Source organism: Streptomyces kryoterrae (genome assembly GCF_054072135.1).
Genome location: NZ_CM133358.1, coordinates 7,999,585 through 8,014,639 on the forward strand (window position 1 = coordinate 7,999,585; position 15,055 = coordinate 8,014,639).

17 protein-coding genes and 2 pseudogenes are annotated in these 15,055 nt (G+C 70.5%); 8 read left to right on the top strand and 11 right to left on the bottom strand.

Annotated elements, in window-relative coordinates; translation table 11 throughout:
• Positions 1-5: 5 nt before the first annotated feature.
• The 5 genes and pseudogenes from ACW4TU_RS35505 to ACW4TU_RS35525 all read left to right on the top strand — a co-directional run bounded on the left by ACW4TU_RS35505 (position 6) and on the right by ACW4TU_RS35525 (position 2,853).
• Positions 6-191: a hypothetical protein gene (locus ACW4TU_RS35505; RefSeq protein ID WP_457420047.1), complete on the top strand. Its 186-nt coding sequence runs from the start codon at positions 6-8 to the stop codon at positions 189-191.
• 6 nt (positions 192-197) lie between these two features.
• Positions 198-611 carry an Asp23/Gls24 family envelope stress response protein gene (locus tag ACW4TU_RS35510; protein WP_457420049.1) on the top strand — a complete coding sequence of 138 codons (414 nt, stop codon included), beginning with the start codon at positions 198-200 and terminating at the stop codon, positions 609-611.
• A complete protein-coding gene (locus tag ACW4TU_RS35515) occupies positions 608-1,309 on the top strand; it encodes a DUF6286 domain-containing protein (RefSeq protein ID WP_457420051.1) in 702 nt (233 codons plus the stop codon). Before ACW4TU_RS35510 ends, ACW4TU_RS35515 begins: the two co-directional genes overlap by 4 nt.
• Positions 1,310-1,315: 6 nt before the next feature.
• Positions 1,316-1,894, top strand: coding sequence for an alkaline shock response membrane anchor protein AmaP (gene amaP, locus ACW4TU_RS35520; protein ID WP_457420053.1), 579 nt, complete (start codon positions 1,316-1,318; stop codon positions 1,892-1,894).
• Positions 1,895-1,936: 42 nt separating this feature from the next.
• Positions 1,937-2,853 (top strand): annotated as a pseudogene (locus ACW4TU_RS35525) (DUF6891 domain-containing protein).
• 19 nt (positions 2,854-2,872) lie between these two features.
• On the opposite strand, the gene ACW4TU_RS35530 reads toward ACW4TU_RS35525, so the two are convergent.
• The 4 genes from ACW4TU_RS35530 to ACW4TU_RS35545 form a co-directional block, all read right to left on the bottom strand.
• Positions 2,873-3,343, bottom strand: coding sequence for a GntR family transcriptional regulator (locus ACW4TU_RS35530; RefSeq protein WP_457420055.1), 471 nt, complete (start codon positions 3,341-3,343; stop codon positions 2,873-2,875).
• Positions 3,336-4,130: a hypothetical protein gene (locus ACW4TU_RS35535; RefSeq protein WP_457420057.1), complete on the bottom strand. Its 795-nt coding sequence runs from the start codon at positions 4,128-4,130 to the stop codon at positions 3,336-3,338. Before ACW4TU_RS35535 ends, ACW4TU_RS35530 begins: the two co-directional genes overlap by 8 nt.
• Before the next feature lie 167 nt (positions 4,131-4,297).
• Complete coding sequence (locus tag ACW4TU_RS35540; protein WP_457420059.1) at positions 4,298-6,304, bottom strand: CASTOR/POLLUX-related putative ion channel; 2,007 nt, start codon at positions 6,302-6,304, stop codon at positions 4,298-4,300.
• Positions 6,305-6,761: 457 nt separating this feature from the next.
• Positions 6,762-7,601, bottom strand: a complete 840-nt coding sequence (locus tag ACW4TU_RS35545; protein WP_457420061.1) for a LysR family transcriptional regulator — start codon at positions 7,599-7,601, stop codon at positions 6,762-6,764.
• 92 nt (positions 7,602-7,693) lie between these two features.
• Here ACW4TU_RS35545 and ACW4TU_RS35550 point away from each other — a divergent pair.
• Positions 7,694-8,428 (top strand): annotated as a pseudogene (locus tag ACW4TU_RS35550) (SDR family oxidoreductase); the annotation flags it as partial.
• Between the two features lie 85 nt (positions 8,429-8,513).
• Here ACW4TU_RS35550 and ACW4TU_RS35555 read toward each other — a convergent pair.
• From ACW4TU_RS35555 to ACW4TU_RS35570, 4 genes are all read right to left on the bottom strand, one after another.
• Positions 8,514-9,269 carry an SDR family oxidoreductase gene (locus tag ACW4TU_RS35555; protein WP_457420063.1) on the bottom strand — a complete coding sequence of 252 codons (756 nt, stop codon included), beginning with the start codon at positions 9,267-9,269 and terminating at the stop codon, positions 8,514-8,516.
• A gap of 5 nt (positions 9,270-9,274) precedes the next feature.
• Positions 9,275-11,143 carry a glycoside hydrolase family 15 protein gene (locus tag ACW4TU_RS35560; RefSeq protein ID WP_457420065.1) on the bottom strand — a complete coding sequence of 623 codons (1,869 nt, stop codon included), beginning with the start codon at positions 11,141-11,143 and terminating at the stop codon, positions 9,275-9,277.
• A 61-nt stretch (positions 11,144-11,204) separates the two neighbouring features.
• Positions 11,205-12,011, bottom strand: a complete 807-nt coding sequence (locus ACW4TU_RS35565; protein WP_457420067.1) for an SURF1 family cytochrome oxidase biogenesis protein — start codon at positions 12,009-12,011, stop codon at positions 11,205-11,207.
• Between the two features lie 76 nt (positions 12,012-12,087).
• A complete protein-coding gene (locus ACW4TU_RS35570; protein ID WP_164316404.1) occupies positions 12,088-12,279 on the bottom strand; it encodes a hypothetical protein in 192 nt (63 codons plus the stop codon).
• A gap of 403 nt (positions 12,280-12,682) precedes the next feature.
• Here ACW4TU_RS35570 and ACW4TU_RS35575 point away from each other — a divergent pair, with 403 nt between their 5' ends.
• Complete coding sequence (locus tag ACW4TU_RS35575; RefSeq protein WP_164316347.1) at positions 12,683-12,931, top strand: hypothetical protein; 249 nt, start codon at positions 12,683-12,685, stop codon at positions 12,929-12,931.
• Positions 12,932-13,190: 259 nt separating this feature from the next.
• Here the strand turns inward: ACW4TU_RS35575 and ACW4TU_RS35580 are convergent, their stop codons facing one another.
• The 3 genes from ACW4TU_RS35580 to ACW4TU_RS35590 all read right to left on the bottom strand — a co-directional run bounded on the left by ACW4TU_RS35580 (position 13,191) and on the right by ACW4TU_RS35590 (position 14,644).
• Positions 13,191-13,952 (bottom strand): SMI1/KNR4 family protein, encoded by a 762-nt coding sequence (locus tag ACW4TU_RS35580; RefSeq protein ID WP_457420070.1) that lies wholly within the window; start codon positions 13,950-13,952, stop codon positions 13,191-13,193.
• 38 nt (positions 13,953-13,990) lie between these two features.
• The gene (locus ACW4TU_RS35585; RefSeq protein ID WP_457420072.1) at positions 13,991-14,140 is read right to left on the bottom strand and encodes a hypothetical protein; all 150 of its coding nucleotides are present in this window, start codon (positions 14,138-14,140) and stop codon (positions 13,991-13,993) included.
• Between the two features lie 102 nt (positions 14,141-14,242).
• Positions 14,243-14,644 (bottom strand): hypothetical protein, encoded by a 402-nt coding sequence (locus ACW4TU_RS35590; RefSeq protein ID WP_457420074.1) that lies wholly within the window; start codon positions 14,642-14,644, stop codon positions 14,243-14,245.
• 67 nt (positions 14,645-14,711) lie between these two features.
• Between ACW4TU_RS35590 and ACW4TU_RS35595 the strand changes: the two genes are divergently transcribed.
• On the top strand, positions 14,712-15,008 hold the full coding sequence (locus tag ACW4TU_RS35595) for a hypothetical protein (RefSeq protein ID WP_457420076.1): 297 nt from the start codon (positions 14,712-14,714) through the stop codon (positions 15,006-15,008).
• Positions 15,009-15,055: the final 47 nt, after the last annotated feature.

Sequence of the window (15,055 nt, forward strand, 5' to 3'; positions counted from 1 at the left end):
GCAGCATGAGCATCGCCGTGATCGGCATGATCGCCGGAATGGCGCTGGGATTCGCCGGGTACTTCGGCGGCTTCGGCGCGTTTCTGCTGGTGGCGGCCCTGGGCGCCCTCGGCTTCGTCGTCGGCCGGTTCCTGGACGGCGACCTGGACCTGGGCGACTTCTTCCGCACCCGTGACAACCGACGGCGCTGACGCCCCGTGGCCGAGGAGCAGTCCGGTGAGGAGCGGTCCGGACAGACCCGTACGCCCGGCAGGGCACCGACGGCCGTGCCGCCGGGCGAGCGTGGTGCCACCCGGATCGCCGACCGGGTCGTCGCGAAGATCGCCGCGCAGGCGGCCCGGGAGGCGCTGGGCGAGCTGCCCCCGGACGCGGTCCCTCCGCACGCCACGGTCGTCGTCCACCACAACAGGGCCCGCGTCCGCGTGAGCCTGGAACTCCTCTATCCCTCCGATATCGGGGGCCAGTGCGCGACAGTGCGTGATCGGGTCACTTCGCGGGTACACGGGCTGGCGGGAATGGATGTGCCGGAGGTCGCCGTGGAGATCGAGCGGCTGCACCTGACACCGCCGCACGGTGCGGCACCAGGGAAGGCACAGGGGAGGACGCGATGAGCGAGCCCCAGGGCTTCGACGGCTCCGGGAACACCCGACGACTGCCAGTACTGGAGAAAACGAACGACGCGGAGACCGACACCACGGGACCGGGGCGGCCCTCGGCCGCCCCCGTCCACGACCCACTGCCCACGCTCGACGACACGTACGACGCCCCCGGCCACCGCTTCTGGTCGGCGCGCCGGGTCCCCGCGGCCGTTCTCGCGCTGCTGCTCCTCTGCGGCGCGGGCGCGTTCCTCTACGACATCACCGCCGTACGCGCCAACCGCTCCGCCATGAGCTGGCGCAGGTCACTGGCCAGGCAGCTCGCGCAGCGCCCCCTCGACGACACCTGGGTCCTGGTCGGCGCCGGTATCGCCGTGGTCCTCGGCGTCTGGCTGCTCGTCCTCGCCCTCACCCCCGGCCTGCGCGGCGTCCTGCCGATGCGGCGCACCCACGCCGAGGTCCGGGCGGGCCTCCACCGGGCCGCCGCCGCGATGGTGCTGCGCGACCGGGCCGTGGAGGTGTCCGGCATCCAGTCGGTACGGGTCCGGATGACCCGTACCAGGGCCGACATCCGGGCCGTGTCCCACTTCCGCGAACTCGACGACGTACGGGCCGACCTGGACGACGTGCTCACCGACGCGATCAGGAGCCTCGGCCTGTCCCGGCCGCCGGCCCTGTCGGTGCGCGTTGCCCGCGCCGGCCGGAAGGGGTGAGAGCGGATGTCGCGCATCGTCAACCGCGTACTGCTGGGCCTCGTGGGACTGGGCCTGACCGTCATCGGCGGCTCGGTACTGGCCGTGGGGCTCGGCAGCCGATGGCCGACGTGGTGGATCCACGACGACCGCCACGACGTACTGCTGAGCAACGCCGAACGGACCCACTACCGGGACGCCGGCTGGTGGTGGCCGGCGGTACTCGCCGTCCTGGCCGCCCTGGTCCTCCTGTCCCTGTGGTGGCTGGCCGCGGTACTCCGCCGACGCCGCCTCACGGAGGTCCTGGTCGACACGGGCGACGGCGAGGGCGCCCTGCTGCGAGGACGGGCCATGGAGAACGCGATCGCGGGAGAGGCGGCCCGTCTGGAGGGCGTACAGCGAGCCCATGTCACCCTGGCGGGCCGCCGAACAGCCCCCGAGGCCCGAGTCCGACTTCTCCTGCAGCCACACGCGGCCCCGGGCGAGGCGGTATCCCGCCTCACGACGGAGACGTTGGCCAACGCCCGCGACTCAGCGGGCCTCAAGTCGCTGCCGACAGAGGTGAGTCTGCGGGGCGCGAAGCACTCGGCGGAAAGGGTGAGCTGAGCCGCGGGGCCCGCTGTCAGTGGGACGTGTCAGAGTCTGGGCATGCTCGAGATCGTGGTGAGGACGGAGAACGGGGAGCGGCACGTTCGTGTGTCCGCGGAGGAACTGGCCGGCTGGTCCGGCGAATCGGCGGTGCTGGTGACCGGTTCCTGGTCGTCCAACGGATACCGGACCTGCCCGACGTCTTCGCCCAGGTCTGGCACGAGACCGGCGGGGACTACACGCTGGAGCACCGCGACGGTGCCGCCGCCCGGCACTTCCAGGTGCTGGTCGACGGCTCCGAAGCCGTGATCGAGGCGATGACCGGCTGGGCCCGGCCAGGATCTGGTCGGAACACCGAGCCGGCCTGGTCGCTCGTGGATACGGGCCCCACTCGCGAGGTGCCGCCGCTCGACCTGGACGAGGGCGAGCGCGATGAACTGGCGAAGCGCGTCCGGGAGGTGCTGGTCGGCGGCTACGCGGACCGTGCCGAACTGGCGGAGCTGGCCGAGGAGTACCTGGTCACCGCGGACCGTCGGCCCGTGTCGCGCGAGCAGGCGGCGGCGCTGGCCGACCGGATGTGGCGGGAGCGGGTCGCGGAGCAGGCCGAGTGGAAGGGCGAGACCGACCCGGAACGGCTCACCCGCGCGTTCACCGCTCTGCGGGAGGCCGGAATCACCGCCCGCGAGAACTTCATCTGCTGCCGAGGCTGCGGCCAGTCCGAGATCGGCGGTGAAGGCGGGACCGACGCCCGCGGCTTCGTCTACTTCCACTCCCAGTGCACGGACTCCGCCGCGGCGGGCCGCGGCCTGACGCTCCTCTACGGAGGCTTCGACGGCTCGTCCGAGACCACCGCGGCCATCGGCCACGAGGTCGTGGCCGCCCTGGAAGCAGCCGGTCTCCAGGTGGACTGGGACCGTGAACCCGACCGGGCCATCACCATCACTCCGCTGGACTGGCGTCGCCGCCTGGTCGGCTAGAGCTCGGCACCGGAGCCGGTCAGGCCTGTTCGTCACTCCGGTGGCCCGCGCCGACGCTGGCGGTCCTGGGGCCGCCCGCTCCACTGCCGGTGGCGGCCGACGAGGAGGCGGGCCCCGGGCCCAGGGCGTCGCGTACGGCGGTCAGGATGTCCTGGGTGCCGGCGCCGAGCGCTCGCGCCGCGGAGGTGAAATCACGGGCCAGAGTGGTGAGTTGGCCGGCATCGAGGGTGTGCGGTTCGGACGGGAGCGCCGCGACCCGGGTGCCCGCGCCACGGCGGGTGCGGATCAGTTCGGCGGCCTCCAGCGCGTGGTAGGCGCGGGCCACGGTGCCCGGCGCCAGATCGAGGTCGGCGGCGAGCTGGCGCACGGTCGGCAGGCGCTCACCCTCGGCCAGCCGGCCGGTGCGGATCAGCGCGGCCAGCTGGGCGCGGATCTGCTCGTACGGCGGTACCTGGCTGGTGGTGTCGACGCGGACGGCGGGGTCACTCATCGTCGAGAACCCCGTCCTCGGCCGCCTCGTCGTCGACCGCCCGGGGTGCCACCACCGTGACCAGCGACCATCCGAAGGTGAACAGGCCAAAAAGGCCCAGGGGGCAGAGCGCCACTATGGTGGCGGCGCCCAGCGGGCCGGCGCATGCCTTCTCCGTGAGCGCGACGAAGATCATCACCACGACGAGCAGCACCTGGGTCGACACCAGCAGCCCCCAGGCTCCGGTGATCGCCCACGCGCGGTCCCGGCGCTGCTGGTCGTCACCCGGGCCGTGGGCGATGCGGCGCAGGGCCCAGACGCACACGGGGGTTCCGACGGCGAGGGCGGCGAACATCGGGCCGCTGTAGTACAGGCCGGGCCAGGGACCGAGGGAGGTGCGCAGCCCTTCGCAGGTGACGGTGAGGACATGCCCCGCTCTGCCTGTCCGGCCGGGGTCGGAAGAGGCCGTGACGGCACCGATCACCAGCAGGGTGACGAGGGACGCCGCCTGCAGCAGAAGCAGGGGCGCCATACGGGGCGGAACCTGGTCCCGTACCAGGCGCGGGGCGAGACTCGCGGTGCGTACCGCTTCCTGGGGACGCAGGGTCAGGGCGTCGCCGAGCAGGACACCGCCCACCGCGCACAGGCCGAAAGCCGTGATGGCGAACACGAGGGGCATCGCGATGTCGCCGCTGTGCATCTCGAGCAACTGCTGTGCGGCCACGACGCCGATGGCCAGACCGGACCAGCGGGCGTAGTAGTCGGCATGGTCGAGGAACCGGGCCTGGAGCGGGACGGTGTCGAGCATATGGAGATCCCCCCGGAGTATCTTGTATCAAGCGGTGGATACAAGATGCCCTGGCCGGGATCTTGTGTCAAATGCTCGATACAAGATGGGTGGGGAGAAAGGAGAAGAGGGCCTCTGGCGGCGATCCCCGCTCCCCGTATTCCAGGTATTCCAGGTACTCAGGGTGTTCAAGGAGAGACGTCGGCCTGAGGCATGCTCGGCGGTGAGTCTCCGTCCCCGTGCTCCGCTCGCATACCGGGCAGCGCGTACCGGCTGAGGTCGGGGGAGTCGGGGCTGCCCCGCCCCGCTGTCAGCACCAGGACCTCGTCCTCGGCGCTCCAGACGCGCCGCCCGGACTTGGCGGGACACAGCTGGACGATGTCGTGGGGGCGGAGCGCGTGCGGGTCGTGGGCGCGGTAGCCGATCGCGCACTCGCCGTGTCCCAGTGCTGCCGCGACCACGGTGGCGAAGGAGGCTTCCCGGCCGGGCAGCACGTAGTGGTCGGCTGTGTGCAGGGCGAGTGCTCCGCCGCGCACGGCGAAGATCTCCTCGAACACGGCGGCCAGTTCGGGGTTGTGGACGATCTGTGCCATCAGCAGGGCGGTGAGTTCGCCCCGAAGGACGATGTCGGACGCGCGGCCGAGCGGGGCGACCCTCCGGCTGCGGTGGTCGCACATCTCGGCCACCACGGGCAGTACCCGGTGGTTTCTCTCTTCCCAGGACCGCAGGGTCAGCATGTTCAGCAGCGTCCGGTCGTCGGACCGTTGGGGACACGTCTCCTGGTCCGCTCCCAGGGCGATGACGCTGTCGTAGGCGTGGAGATCGAGGCCGCTGAGGGTCTCGGGGGCGGCAGGGTCACCGGTTTGGTGCGCGACGCGCAGCGGCGAGGGGTCTTCGCGGCCCGGGGTCCGGTTCGGTGGGGGACCGGTGTCCCCGGCCGTGACCACGTCGAGGACGGAGCCCGGCCGGGCGGTCCGGCGCAGGATGTCCACGATCAGCGGGGCGCGGCGGTTCCATCCCAGGAGCAGCAGCCGGGAGGGAGGGCCGGGCCGTGAGCGGGGTGGTGCCATGGCCGTGGTGTCGACCCGCGCGCGGGAGCCGGTGAGCGGGACGGGGCTGTCGTCGTGGGCGACGGTCACCAGCCGGTCCCCCGGTTCCAGCACGGTCCCCGGCGCCGGAGTGAGCAGCGGAGCGCCGTCCGCCCGCAGGACTCCCACGGCGCAGGCCGTCTCGAGACGCAGCGCCACCTCTTCGAAGGACAGTCCCGCCGCCTGCGGGATGTCGCTCACGTGGAACTCGGCTCCGGAGAAGTCCAGGAGGTCGCGCAGCACCGACGACATCCCGGGGCGCCCGGCGGACTGCAGGAGCAGCCGCGCGGTGGTCCGGTCGGTCTCCAGGACGGTGCCGCGCGGTCCGGCGGCGAGCCGCGCGGCCGGCAGGTAGCGTCCGTCGCGTACGGCGGCCACCACACGCGGGCCGTTCTCGGCGGGGAGCAGGGTGCGCAGGGCCAGCAGGGTCCGTACGACGGTCAGATCGCCGCCGGTGTCCTCGGCGGGCAGTACCGTCACCGTCCGTGCCGTGCCCGGGGTGACCAGGGCCAGGGCGTCGGGGTCGGTCGGTGCTCCGGTGCGGCATTCCAGGCGGACGCCGACGGTGGCTCCCAAAGCGGTGGTGAGGGCCGTTTCCATGGTGGCCGGGTCCCGGTCCGCGAGGATGGTGATCACATGCCGGACGCCGGCGGGGCGGGCGGCGATCAGTTCGGCGACCAGAGGGAAGATCTGGTCGGACCAGCCGAGCACCACGGTGTGGTCGTGTTCCAGGATCCGGGAGCGGCCTCGTCTCAGTTCCGTGAGCCGGTCTCCCAGGCCGGTGGTGACGACTCCGACGACTGTCGACACGCACAGCAGGGCGATCAGGCCGAGCAGTACGGACAGCAGCATGCGCAGGGGTGCGCCGGTCGCGGCGCCGAGCCGCAGGGTCTCCGCGCTGGTGCGCCATACCTGGGTGAGCCGGCCGGACAGGGAGTGCGGGGCGGCGGGGTCCGTCCACACCAGCAGTGCGCTGACGGGTACGACGATCGCCAGACAGCACAGGGCGAGCCAGCCGAGCAGGGTGCCGGTGCTGCGGGCCAGTGTCCTGTCGAACAGGTAACGCGTCCGGTGGTGTAACGAAGTTCGTGCCAGTCGCCGTTCCACGTCAGCCCCCTGATCTCCGTGCCCGCCGTCGGGACTCGAAGCGTGCCGGTCCCGCCGTCCGCGACACGCCGTTCCGCCGGGATCTTCATCCTTTCGGGCAGCGCCGCGGGCCGAAACCTGGGCGGGCCCGACGGGTTCCACGGCGGGTGAAACGGTGGGCGTGTTACGCCGAGGGGGGCGTGCGCCTGGTTACATCGGTGAGTGCCGGAGTCGTGGTCGGTGCGGAGGTGTTCGCCCGGCGTCGCCCTGCAGTCGTCGACAGCGCGGGGGACACAGACGCCGTGGCGGAAGCACGAGCCGGCGCCTGGCACGGCCGAGGGAACTGCCGGACGATGCCCACAGGTTCTGGTGGAGACCCCCGGATCGCTCCGTGAGGTTGTCGGGTCGTTGGACGGGTTCTCCGGTCACCGACCCGAACACCCGATCGCTTTCGTGCGAGCAGATGCGGAGCAGCCGGTCAAAGACGTGTTGCTACGCGGATCAGGTCGGCGGCTGCGCGAAGTCGGCTCTGCGACGGCCACGCGATCACCGTTGTCACGGGTGGTGCGTCGAGGACCGGCACGGCCGTGAGATCCCGGCGCAGGTCGGCGCCGGCGGACTCGGGCACGATCGCGGTGGTACGGCCGAGCGCGATCAGTTGGAAGAGCTGTGTCAGGTTCCGTACCTCCGCGCCCGGTCCCTCCGGGTAGCTGCCGCCAGGGCCGGGCCAGCGCGCCATCGGGAGTTCCGGCAGTGTGGTGACCTCGGCCATGCGAATCCGTGAGCGGCCGGCAACTGGGTGAGAGCTGGGCAGGATCGCCACCTGTCCCTCGGTGCGCAGAATCTCGGTGTCGAGTCCGACCACCGAATCGAACGGCAAATGCAGCAGAGCCACATCGGCTTGCCCGTTCCGCAGTAGTTCCTGTTGCTGGTGCGCCTCACAGAGCAACAGATCGACGGTGGCCGCGCCGGGCTCCGCGCGGTAGACATCGAGCAGTTTGGCCAACAACTCGTCGGCGGTGCCGGATTTGACGGCGAGGACGAGGCGGGGGCGCCTTCGCGCAGCCTGCTGGGTACGCCGCTCGGCCGCGGCCACCGCGCTGAGGATCGCGCGGCCCTCGGACAGCAGTACGGCGCCGGCCTCGGTGAGCGTGACCTTGCGGCTCGTGCGCTCCAACAGGGTGACCCCCAGCTGTCGTTCGAGCCGGGCGATCGCGCGGGACAGGGGCGGCTGGGCCATCTCCAGACGCTGGGCGGCCCTGCCGAAGTGCAGTTCCTCGGCGAGGGCGACGAAGTACCGCAACTCGCGTATCTCCATGCCCGCACAGTAGTGCGGCGGACGATCGATCCATGTCGCCCGGGTATCGGTGCGTTACCGAGGTGGTGTTGGTGCCTGGTCGAGGCGCGGCCATGCTCGTTGTCATGAGCGAGAAGACGATCGCGCTGGTCACCGGCGCGAACAAGGGAATCGGGTACGAGATCGCGGCCGCGCTGGGCGCGTTGGGCTGGAGTGTCGGTGTCGGCGCTCGGGACGAGCGGCGCAGGACGGACGCCGTGGCGAAACTGCGCGCGGCAGGTGCCGACGCGTTCGGCGTCCCCCTGGACGTGACCGACGACGGAAGCGTGACCGCCGCGGCGCGGCTGATCGAGGAGCGAGTCGGGCGCCTTGACGTGCTGGTCAACAACGCCGGCGTGGCGGGCGGCCCGCCGGAGGAGCCGACGACCGTCGACCTGGAGACCGTGCGGCGGCTGGTGGAGACCAACGTCATCGGCGTCATCCGGGTCACCAACGCGATGCTGCCGTTGCTCCGCCGCTCGGCGCACCCGCGGATCGTCAACCAGTCCAGCCATGTCGGCTCGCTGGCCCTGCAGACCACGCCCGGTGTCGACCTGGGAGGGATCAGCGGGGCCTACGCGCCGACGAAGACCTACCTCAACGCCGTCACCATCCAGTACGCCAAGGAGCTGAGCGGCAGCAACATTCTGATCAACAACGCCTGCCCCGGCTACGTGGCCACCGACCTCAACGGGTTCAGCGGTACCCAGACCCCCGAGCAGGGCGCGGCGATCGCCGTCCGGTTGGCGGCTCTTCCCGACGACGGGCCCACTGGTCAGATGTTCGACGACAACGGAGTCGTGCCATGGCGAAGTCCTGAGGTGTTCCAGCTCGACGGGGACGCGGCCCGGCGCGTCCCGCCATCGCCGTGTGAGCGGCCGTTCCCGCGGCCGCTCAGAACCCGTGCCGCATCCCCCCGTCGACAGGCACCATGACCCCCGTCAGATAGCTCGCCGCGGGCGACAGCAGAAACGCCGCCGTACGCCCGAACTCCTCCGGCCTCCCATACCGCCGCAACGGAATCCGCGACTCGTTGGCGACCCGGGTCGCCCCAGGATCCGCGGACAACCCGTCCAGCTCGCGCACGCGGTCCGTGTCGATGCGCGCCGGCAGCAACCCCACCACCCGGATCCCCCGCGGCCCCACCTCGTCCGCGAGGGACTTGGCGAACCCGGCGAGCCCCGGCCGCAGGCCGTTGGAGATGGTCAGCCCCGGAATCGGCTCGTGCACCGACCCGGACAGCACGAACCCGACGACCCCGCCCGCCTCCAGCTCCGACACCGCCGTACGGGCCAGCCGTACCGCCCCCAGGAACACCGAGTCGAACGCGGCCCGCCACTGCTCGTCCGTGTTGTCGGCGACGAACCCGGGCGCCGGACCGCCCACGCTGATGAGGATGCCGTTGAAGCGCCCGAAGTGCTCGCGGGCCGCCGCGACGAGCCGCTGGGCGACCTCCGGGTCGGAGTTGTCAGCGGCCACGCCCACCGCCCCCGGGCCCAGTTCGGCCACGGCCTCCGCGACCGTCTTCTCGTCCCGCCCCGTGATGACCACCTTCGCGCCGTCGGCGACGAGTTCGCGCGCGGCGGCGTTGCCCAGCCCACGGGTGGCTCCGGTGACGACGTACACCCGGTCCTTCAGTCCAAGATCCATGGTCCCTATCCTGCCTGCTCGTCGCCGTACAGGGCGAGGGCCGTGTTGACGAGCCCGATGTGGCTGAACGCCTGGGGGAAGTTGCCGAGCTGGCGGTCGGCGACCGGATCGTACTCCTCCGCCAGCAGCCCCACGTCGTTGGTGAGGCCGACCAGACGTTCGAAGAGCGTGCGTGCCTCCTTGGTACGGCCGATCATGTGCAGGGCGTCCGCCAGCCAGAACGAGCAGGCCAGGAACACGCCCTCGTCACCGGGCAGCCCGTCGACCACGGGACCGTCCGTGCTGTAACGGCGTACGAATCCGTTGCTCCCCAGCTCGTCCCTGACGGCGTCGATGGTGCCGACGATCCTCGGGTCGTCCGGGGGCAGGAAGCCGACGCGGGGCAGGAGCAGTACGGCGGCGTCGAGTTCGCGGGAGCCGTAGAACTGCGTGAACGTGTTCCGCTCCGGGTCGTAGCCGCGTTCGCACACCTCCCGGTGCACCTCGTCGCGCATGGCCCGCCAGCCTTCGAGATCGCCGCCGTTGAGCTTCGGGTTCAGTTCGAGCTGACGCACCGCGCGGTCGGCGGCCACCCAGGCCATCACCTTCGAGTGCACGAAGTGCCGGCGCGGGCCGCGCACCTCCCACAGCCCCTCGTCCGGCTGCCGCCACGCCGTCCGCAGGAACTCCATCAGCGCGACCTGCACCCGCCACATGTGCGGCTTGGACGGCAGACCCGAACGCCGGGCCAGCGCCAGCGAGTCGATCACCTCGCCGTACACGTCGAGCTGGAGCTGCCGTACGGCCGCGTTGCCGATTCGCACCGGGGCCGAGCCCGCGAAACCGGGCAGCCAGTCCAGCTCGAACTCGGGAAGCCGGCGTTCACCGGCGAGGCCGTACATGATCTGGAGGTCCGCAGGGTCGCCCGCGACCGCCCGCAGCAGCCAGTCACGCCAGCTCTCGGCCTCCTCGTGGTAGCCAGCCGACAGCAGCGCGTTCAGGGTGAGTGTGGAGTCGCGCAGCCAGCAGTAGCGGTAGTCCCAGTTGCGTACACCGCCCAGTTCCTCGGGGAGGGAGGTGGTGGGGGCGGCCACGATGCCGCCGGTCGGCGCGTACGTCAGTGCCTTCAGGGTGATCAGCGAGCGCACGACGGCGTCCCGGTGCGGCCCGTCGTACGTACAGCGCGCCGACCAGTCCTGCCAGTCCGAGACGGCCGCGTCCAGCGCCTCGTACGGGTCGACGAACGGCGGATGCGGCTCGTGCGAGGGATGCCAGGTCAGCACGAACGCGACCCGCTCGCCCTCGGCGACGGTGAACTCCGAGTGCGTGGTGAAGTCCCGGCCCCAGGTACGCACCCCCTCGTCGGTACGCAGCCACACCGAGTCCGGCCCCGCGACGGCCACCCGGTGCCCGTTCACCCGGCGCATCCACGGTACGACCGACCCGTAGTCGAACCGCAGCCGCAGCGTGCTGCGGACGGTCACCTCACCGCGTACGCCCTCGACGATCCGTACGAGGTCGGGGGAGCGGTCGCGCTGGGGCATCAGGTCGGTGACGCGCACCGCGCCCTCGTCGGTCTCCCACTCGGTGTCGAGGACGAGGGTGCCGGGCCGGTAGCCGCGCCGGGTGCACCGGTCGGCGCCCTGGGGAGCGATCCGCCAGTGCCCGTTGCGCTCGTCGCCGAGCAGCGCGGCGAAACAGGCGGCCGAGTCGAAGCGGGGCAGACAGAGCCAGTCGACGGAACCGTTCATGCCGACGAGCGCGGCGGTCTGGTGGTCGCCGACGAGGGCGTAGTCCTCGATACGGGGGATACGCGGGATACGGGGAATATGGGGGATACGGTCATTCTGATGGGGGTGCACGACGTGCAGGTTCCCGCTGTGGGGCCCCGGCATTCGGGCGAGATCGTCCTGTCACACGCCGAGAATCCCCGGTTACGTCACACGGCCGGTCACGTCACACGGCGGCGGGCTCGGTGTCCGGCGAATCCTGCGCCTCCCGCGCCGCCGCGTCGGCCTCCACCCGGTCCCGGCGTTCCCGGCGCACGAGGATGACCCAGCCCAGGGGGACGCCCGCGGAGAACAGCCACCACTGGATGGCGTAGGCGTAGTTCAGGGCGGCGTTCTCGTCGCCTGGCCTGCCCAGCAGCTCGGGGGTGCTGCCCTTCGGCTCGGGCGTCGTCAGCACGATGTAGCCGCCGAGCACCTCGGCGCCCAGCCGCCGGGCCTCCTGCTCGCTGTTGATCAGCATCACCTGGCGGTCCGGCAGCCCCTTGAGATTCTTGATGCCGCTCGCCGCGGTCGTCTCGGCGGGCATCAGCCGCCCGGTGACGGTGATCTCGCCCCTCGGGGGCGCCGGGATCGTGGGGAACGCGGTCTGGCTCGGCCCGTCCGAGGGGATCCAGCCCCGGTTGACCAGCAGAACCTTGCCGTCGTCGAGGACGAAGGGGGTCAGGACGTGGTAGCCGACCTCGTCGTCGGAGTTGGTGCGGCGGCGGACGACGACCTCGTCGGCGGTGTCGAAGTGACCCTTCGCACTGACGGTGTGGTAGCGCTCGTCGGTGGTGACGGCGTGTCCGGGGGAGGTCAGCTCCTCCACGGGCACCGGCTCGGCGGACAGCGCGTCGGCGACCAGCTGGTTGCGGGCGCTGCGCTCTTCGTAGCGGTGCATCTGCCAGATGCCCAGCCTGATCATCGTGGGGATGAGGAGGAGGGCGACCAGCGTGAGGATCACCCACTGCCGGGACAAGAGGAAGCGGTACACCCCACTGACGGTACAACTCGCCCGTGGGGTGCATTCAGGGGGGTACGGACTCGGACGCGGACCCGCTCGGGCCCTCTCAGACCCTGTCGACGATCCCCACCCTCCCCTCCGCGCGTGCGCAGTGCGCCCCGCAGTACCAGTGCCCCTCGGCCTCGACGCCCTGCCCGATGATCTGCACCCGGCAGTGCTCGCAGATGGGCGCCATGCGGTGGATCGCGCAGGCGAAGCAGTCGAAGACGTGCACTCTCCTCTTTGACGTAACTGGCATCTCAGGAGGGGTGGTTGCCTGTGGTTATGACGAAGAGTGAGTGGCTTGAGTACTGGTTGTCACGGGCGCCGATGTTGTCGGAGGACGTTCTGGACGACATCGAGTACATCCTTACGACTGCGGGAGGCGATGAAGACTGACCTGATACGGCAAACCGCCGTGCTTGGTGAGGGCTGGCGGGGGGCACAGCCGCCGAGAGCCCCGACAGAGGGTGCGGGACGCCATTGGTCCATTCCGGCTGCTGGATCTGATCCCGTGGGGTTGAGCGCCGCGAAAGGTGAGGCACGGGTGCGGGCGAATGGTCTGCCGGTCAGTGACGTCGCTGGGCCGACCAGGGGTAACTCCTGGTCGGCCCAGCGACGTCAGCTTGCGAGTGTCCGCTCCGCCCCTGACGATGCGGCTTATGACACGTTGCGAAGTGTGTGGGAACGACTACGAGCTGGCGTTCACTGTCGAGACTCGGGACGGGGCGCGCCACGTTTTCGATTCGTTCGCTTGCGCGATCCATCGCATGGCCCCCATCTGTGAGCACTGCCGGGTGCAGATCATCGGGCAGGGTGTCGAGGCTGAGGGGCACTGGTACTGCGGGGCGCATTGTGCCCGCGCGGAGGGCAAGGTAGGCATCGTGGACAAGGTGGGCTCTGCCGTGTAGTCGGCGAACCCCTTGGGGCTTGAGTCAGAAGCCGTCTCTCAATCGAACGTGACCGTTTGGTTCTTGCTGGTCAGGCATAGCTTTGCTCGGGTCGCACGGTCCACGGTGGTCAGGACAGGGCGTAGCGGACATTGCGCGTGTCGGTGAGCCAGACCGTTTCATCGCCGGGTAACGGCGGCGGCGAAACGGAGGTGCGGACGGCGTTGTGGCTGGCAGCGAGCAGCGGACTCGTGTCGGGCGGTTCACCTCGGAAGTACGGCTACTGGACAACGACGCGTACTACGTCCAGACGGGCCTGGAGGGCTGCGACATCGACTCGGTCTGCGATCTCAGCTGACCGATCCGGCCCCCTCACGGCGACGGCCTGCCAGATCCCCTCCACGGATCTGGCAGGCCGGCGCCGTGCTCCGCAGCCCCGTGCCCGGAAGACGAGCCACTCCAGCTTGCGCCCTTCGTACACGGAGGGGACCCGGGGAAGCGAGGTGACCGGGGAACCATTCTCGACTCCCGCGCACAGCTCCTCCAGCATCAGTTCCTGACTCGCCCACAACACCCGGTAATCGGGGTCGCCGAAGGACGTCTCGCCGACCTCACCGTAGTGGGCACCTCGCCGGTGATCCACGAACAGCATGTCGCCCGAGAAGCCCTGGGCGAATGGCACCCACTCTCCATGCGCGATCCTGCCGACCACTAGATCCTCGTCGCCCTCCACCGCCGCACCCTCTGCCATCGATGCGAGGTGGCGCTGCTGCTCCAGGATCCTCCGGGTGTCCAGCAACGCGTAGTTCAGCAGAAACGTCCCCGGTTCGGCGCTTCTCCGTGGTGGGGTCACTCCATCGTGTCGCGCCAGGAGCGCCTTCAACTCCGGATGGAGAGGGAAGCCCAGCCCTTCCTCCAACTGTGCGATGTCCGCCTCCGTGGCCCCGTCGCGCAGGGATGCGTGTTCACCAGGGGCGTTATCGGCCAGCCAGCGTTCGAGACGCCGCCACAGCTGTGCGGTGTCGAGCGATGCGTGAGACATACAGCATGTATATCGCGCACTCGGCGGGCAGGGCTTGATCAAGTTCCGTAGGTGTCCGGTTCGTTGGTGATGCCCAGGATGGGGAGTGCTCGTTGGGGCTCGTCGCGGATCGCGCGGGTGGTCTTGGCGATGTTGTCGGCTCCGAGGGTTTTCAGCACGCCGATGGCGAGGTTGCGGAGGGTCGCCATGGCCCGTGGTGCGGTTCCGGCGTGGACGGTGGAGGCGTCCTCGGCGAAGGTGACATCCCTGATGTGGTGCGAGGAGTTCTCGATGCGTCAAGCAGGCTGCACCTATGAGTTGTCTTCGTCGAGGAGTTCGGCGAAGCGGGGGTGGATGCGGGTGCGTGGCCCGCGCGCCTTGGCGAGGCGTTCTTCGAGTTCGGTGATCTTGTCTGGTGGGGCGTTCATGATCCACCGGTAGGGGTGTCGTGTCTCCTGTCGTCCGGTGAGGTGCCCGTCTGTGATCCATTTGCGGACGGTGCCGAGGGTGTAGCCGAGGTGGGCGGCGAGGTCGCCCAGCCACCACTCGTGTTCCCGGGGCGCTTCGGCTGGATCGACCGGCCATGGCCCCTTCTGGGGCGGCAGTGGTCTGCCGTTGCGCTGAAGGATCCGTGCGACGACGCGTCGGCGGATGGGGTTGTCACCGCGTGCCGAGCGGACGCCGTCGCGGTTGAGCTGATCGGCGATCTTCACGGTGCTGAGGCCGGTATCGGCGAGTTGCAGGATGCGCTGTTCGAGGCGGGGAGGGGTAGTAGCTGAGGTGCTCGAAGTACTGGATCGGGCGGCGGATGACGGCTGTGGTGGTCGAGCCGGCGGCCCAGTGCAGGGTGAGGTCGACGAGTTCGCTGTGACCGCGGATGCTGACGGTGATCTCGTCGAGGACGGTTCGGACGACTTCCTTGCGGTCGGCATGGGTGACCCCGGGTGCCTCCGAGAGACGGGGCAGGTCCACGGCGGCCTGCCGGACAGTTTCCCGTTCCTCGCCGGTGAAGTGCTCGGGTGCCTGGCGCTGGAAGCGGCGCCACTGCTCCTCGATATCGCGCTGGGCGATCGGTGACGCGTTGGTGGCCAGGCTGCGAGCGAGGGTGGGCGGCTGCTGTTCCG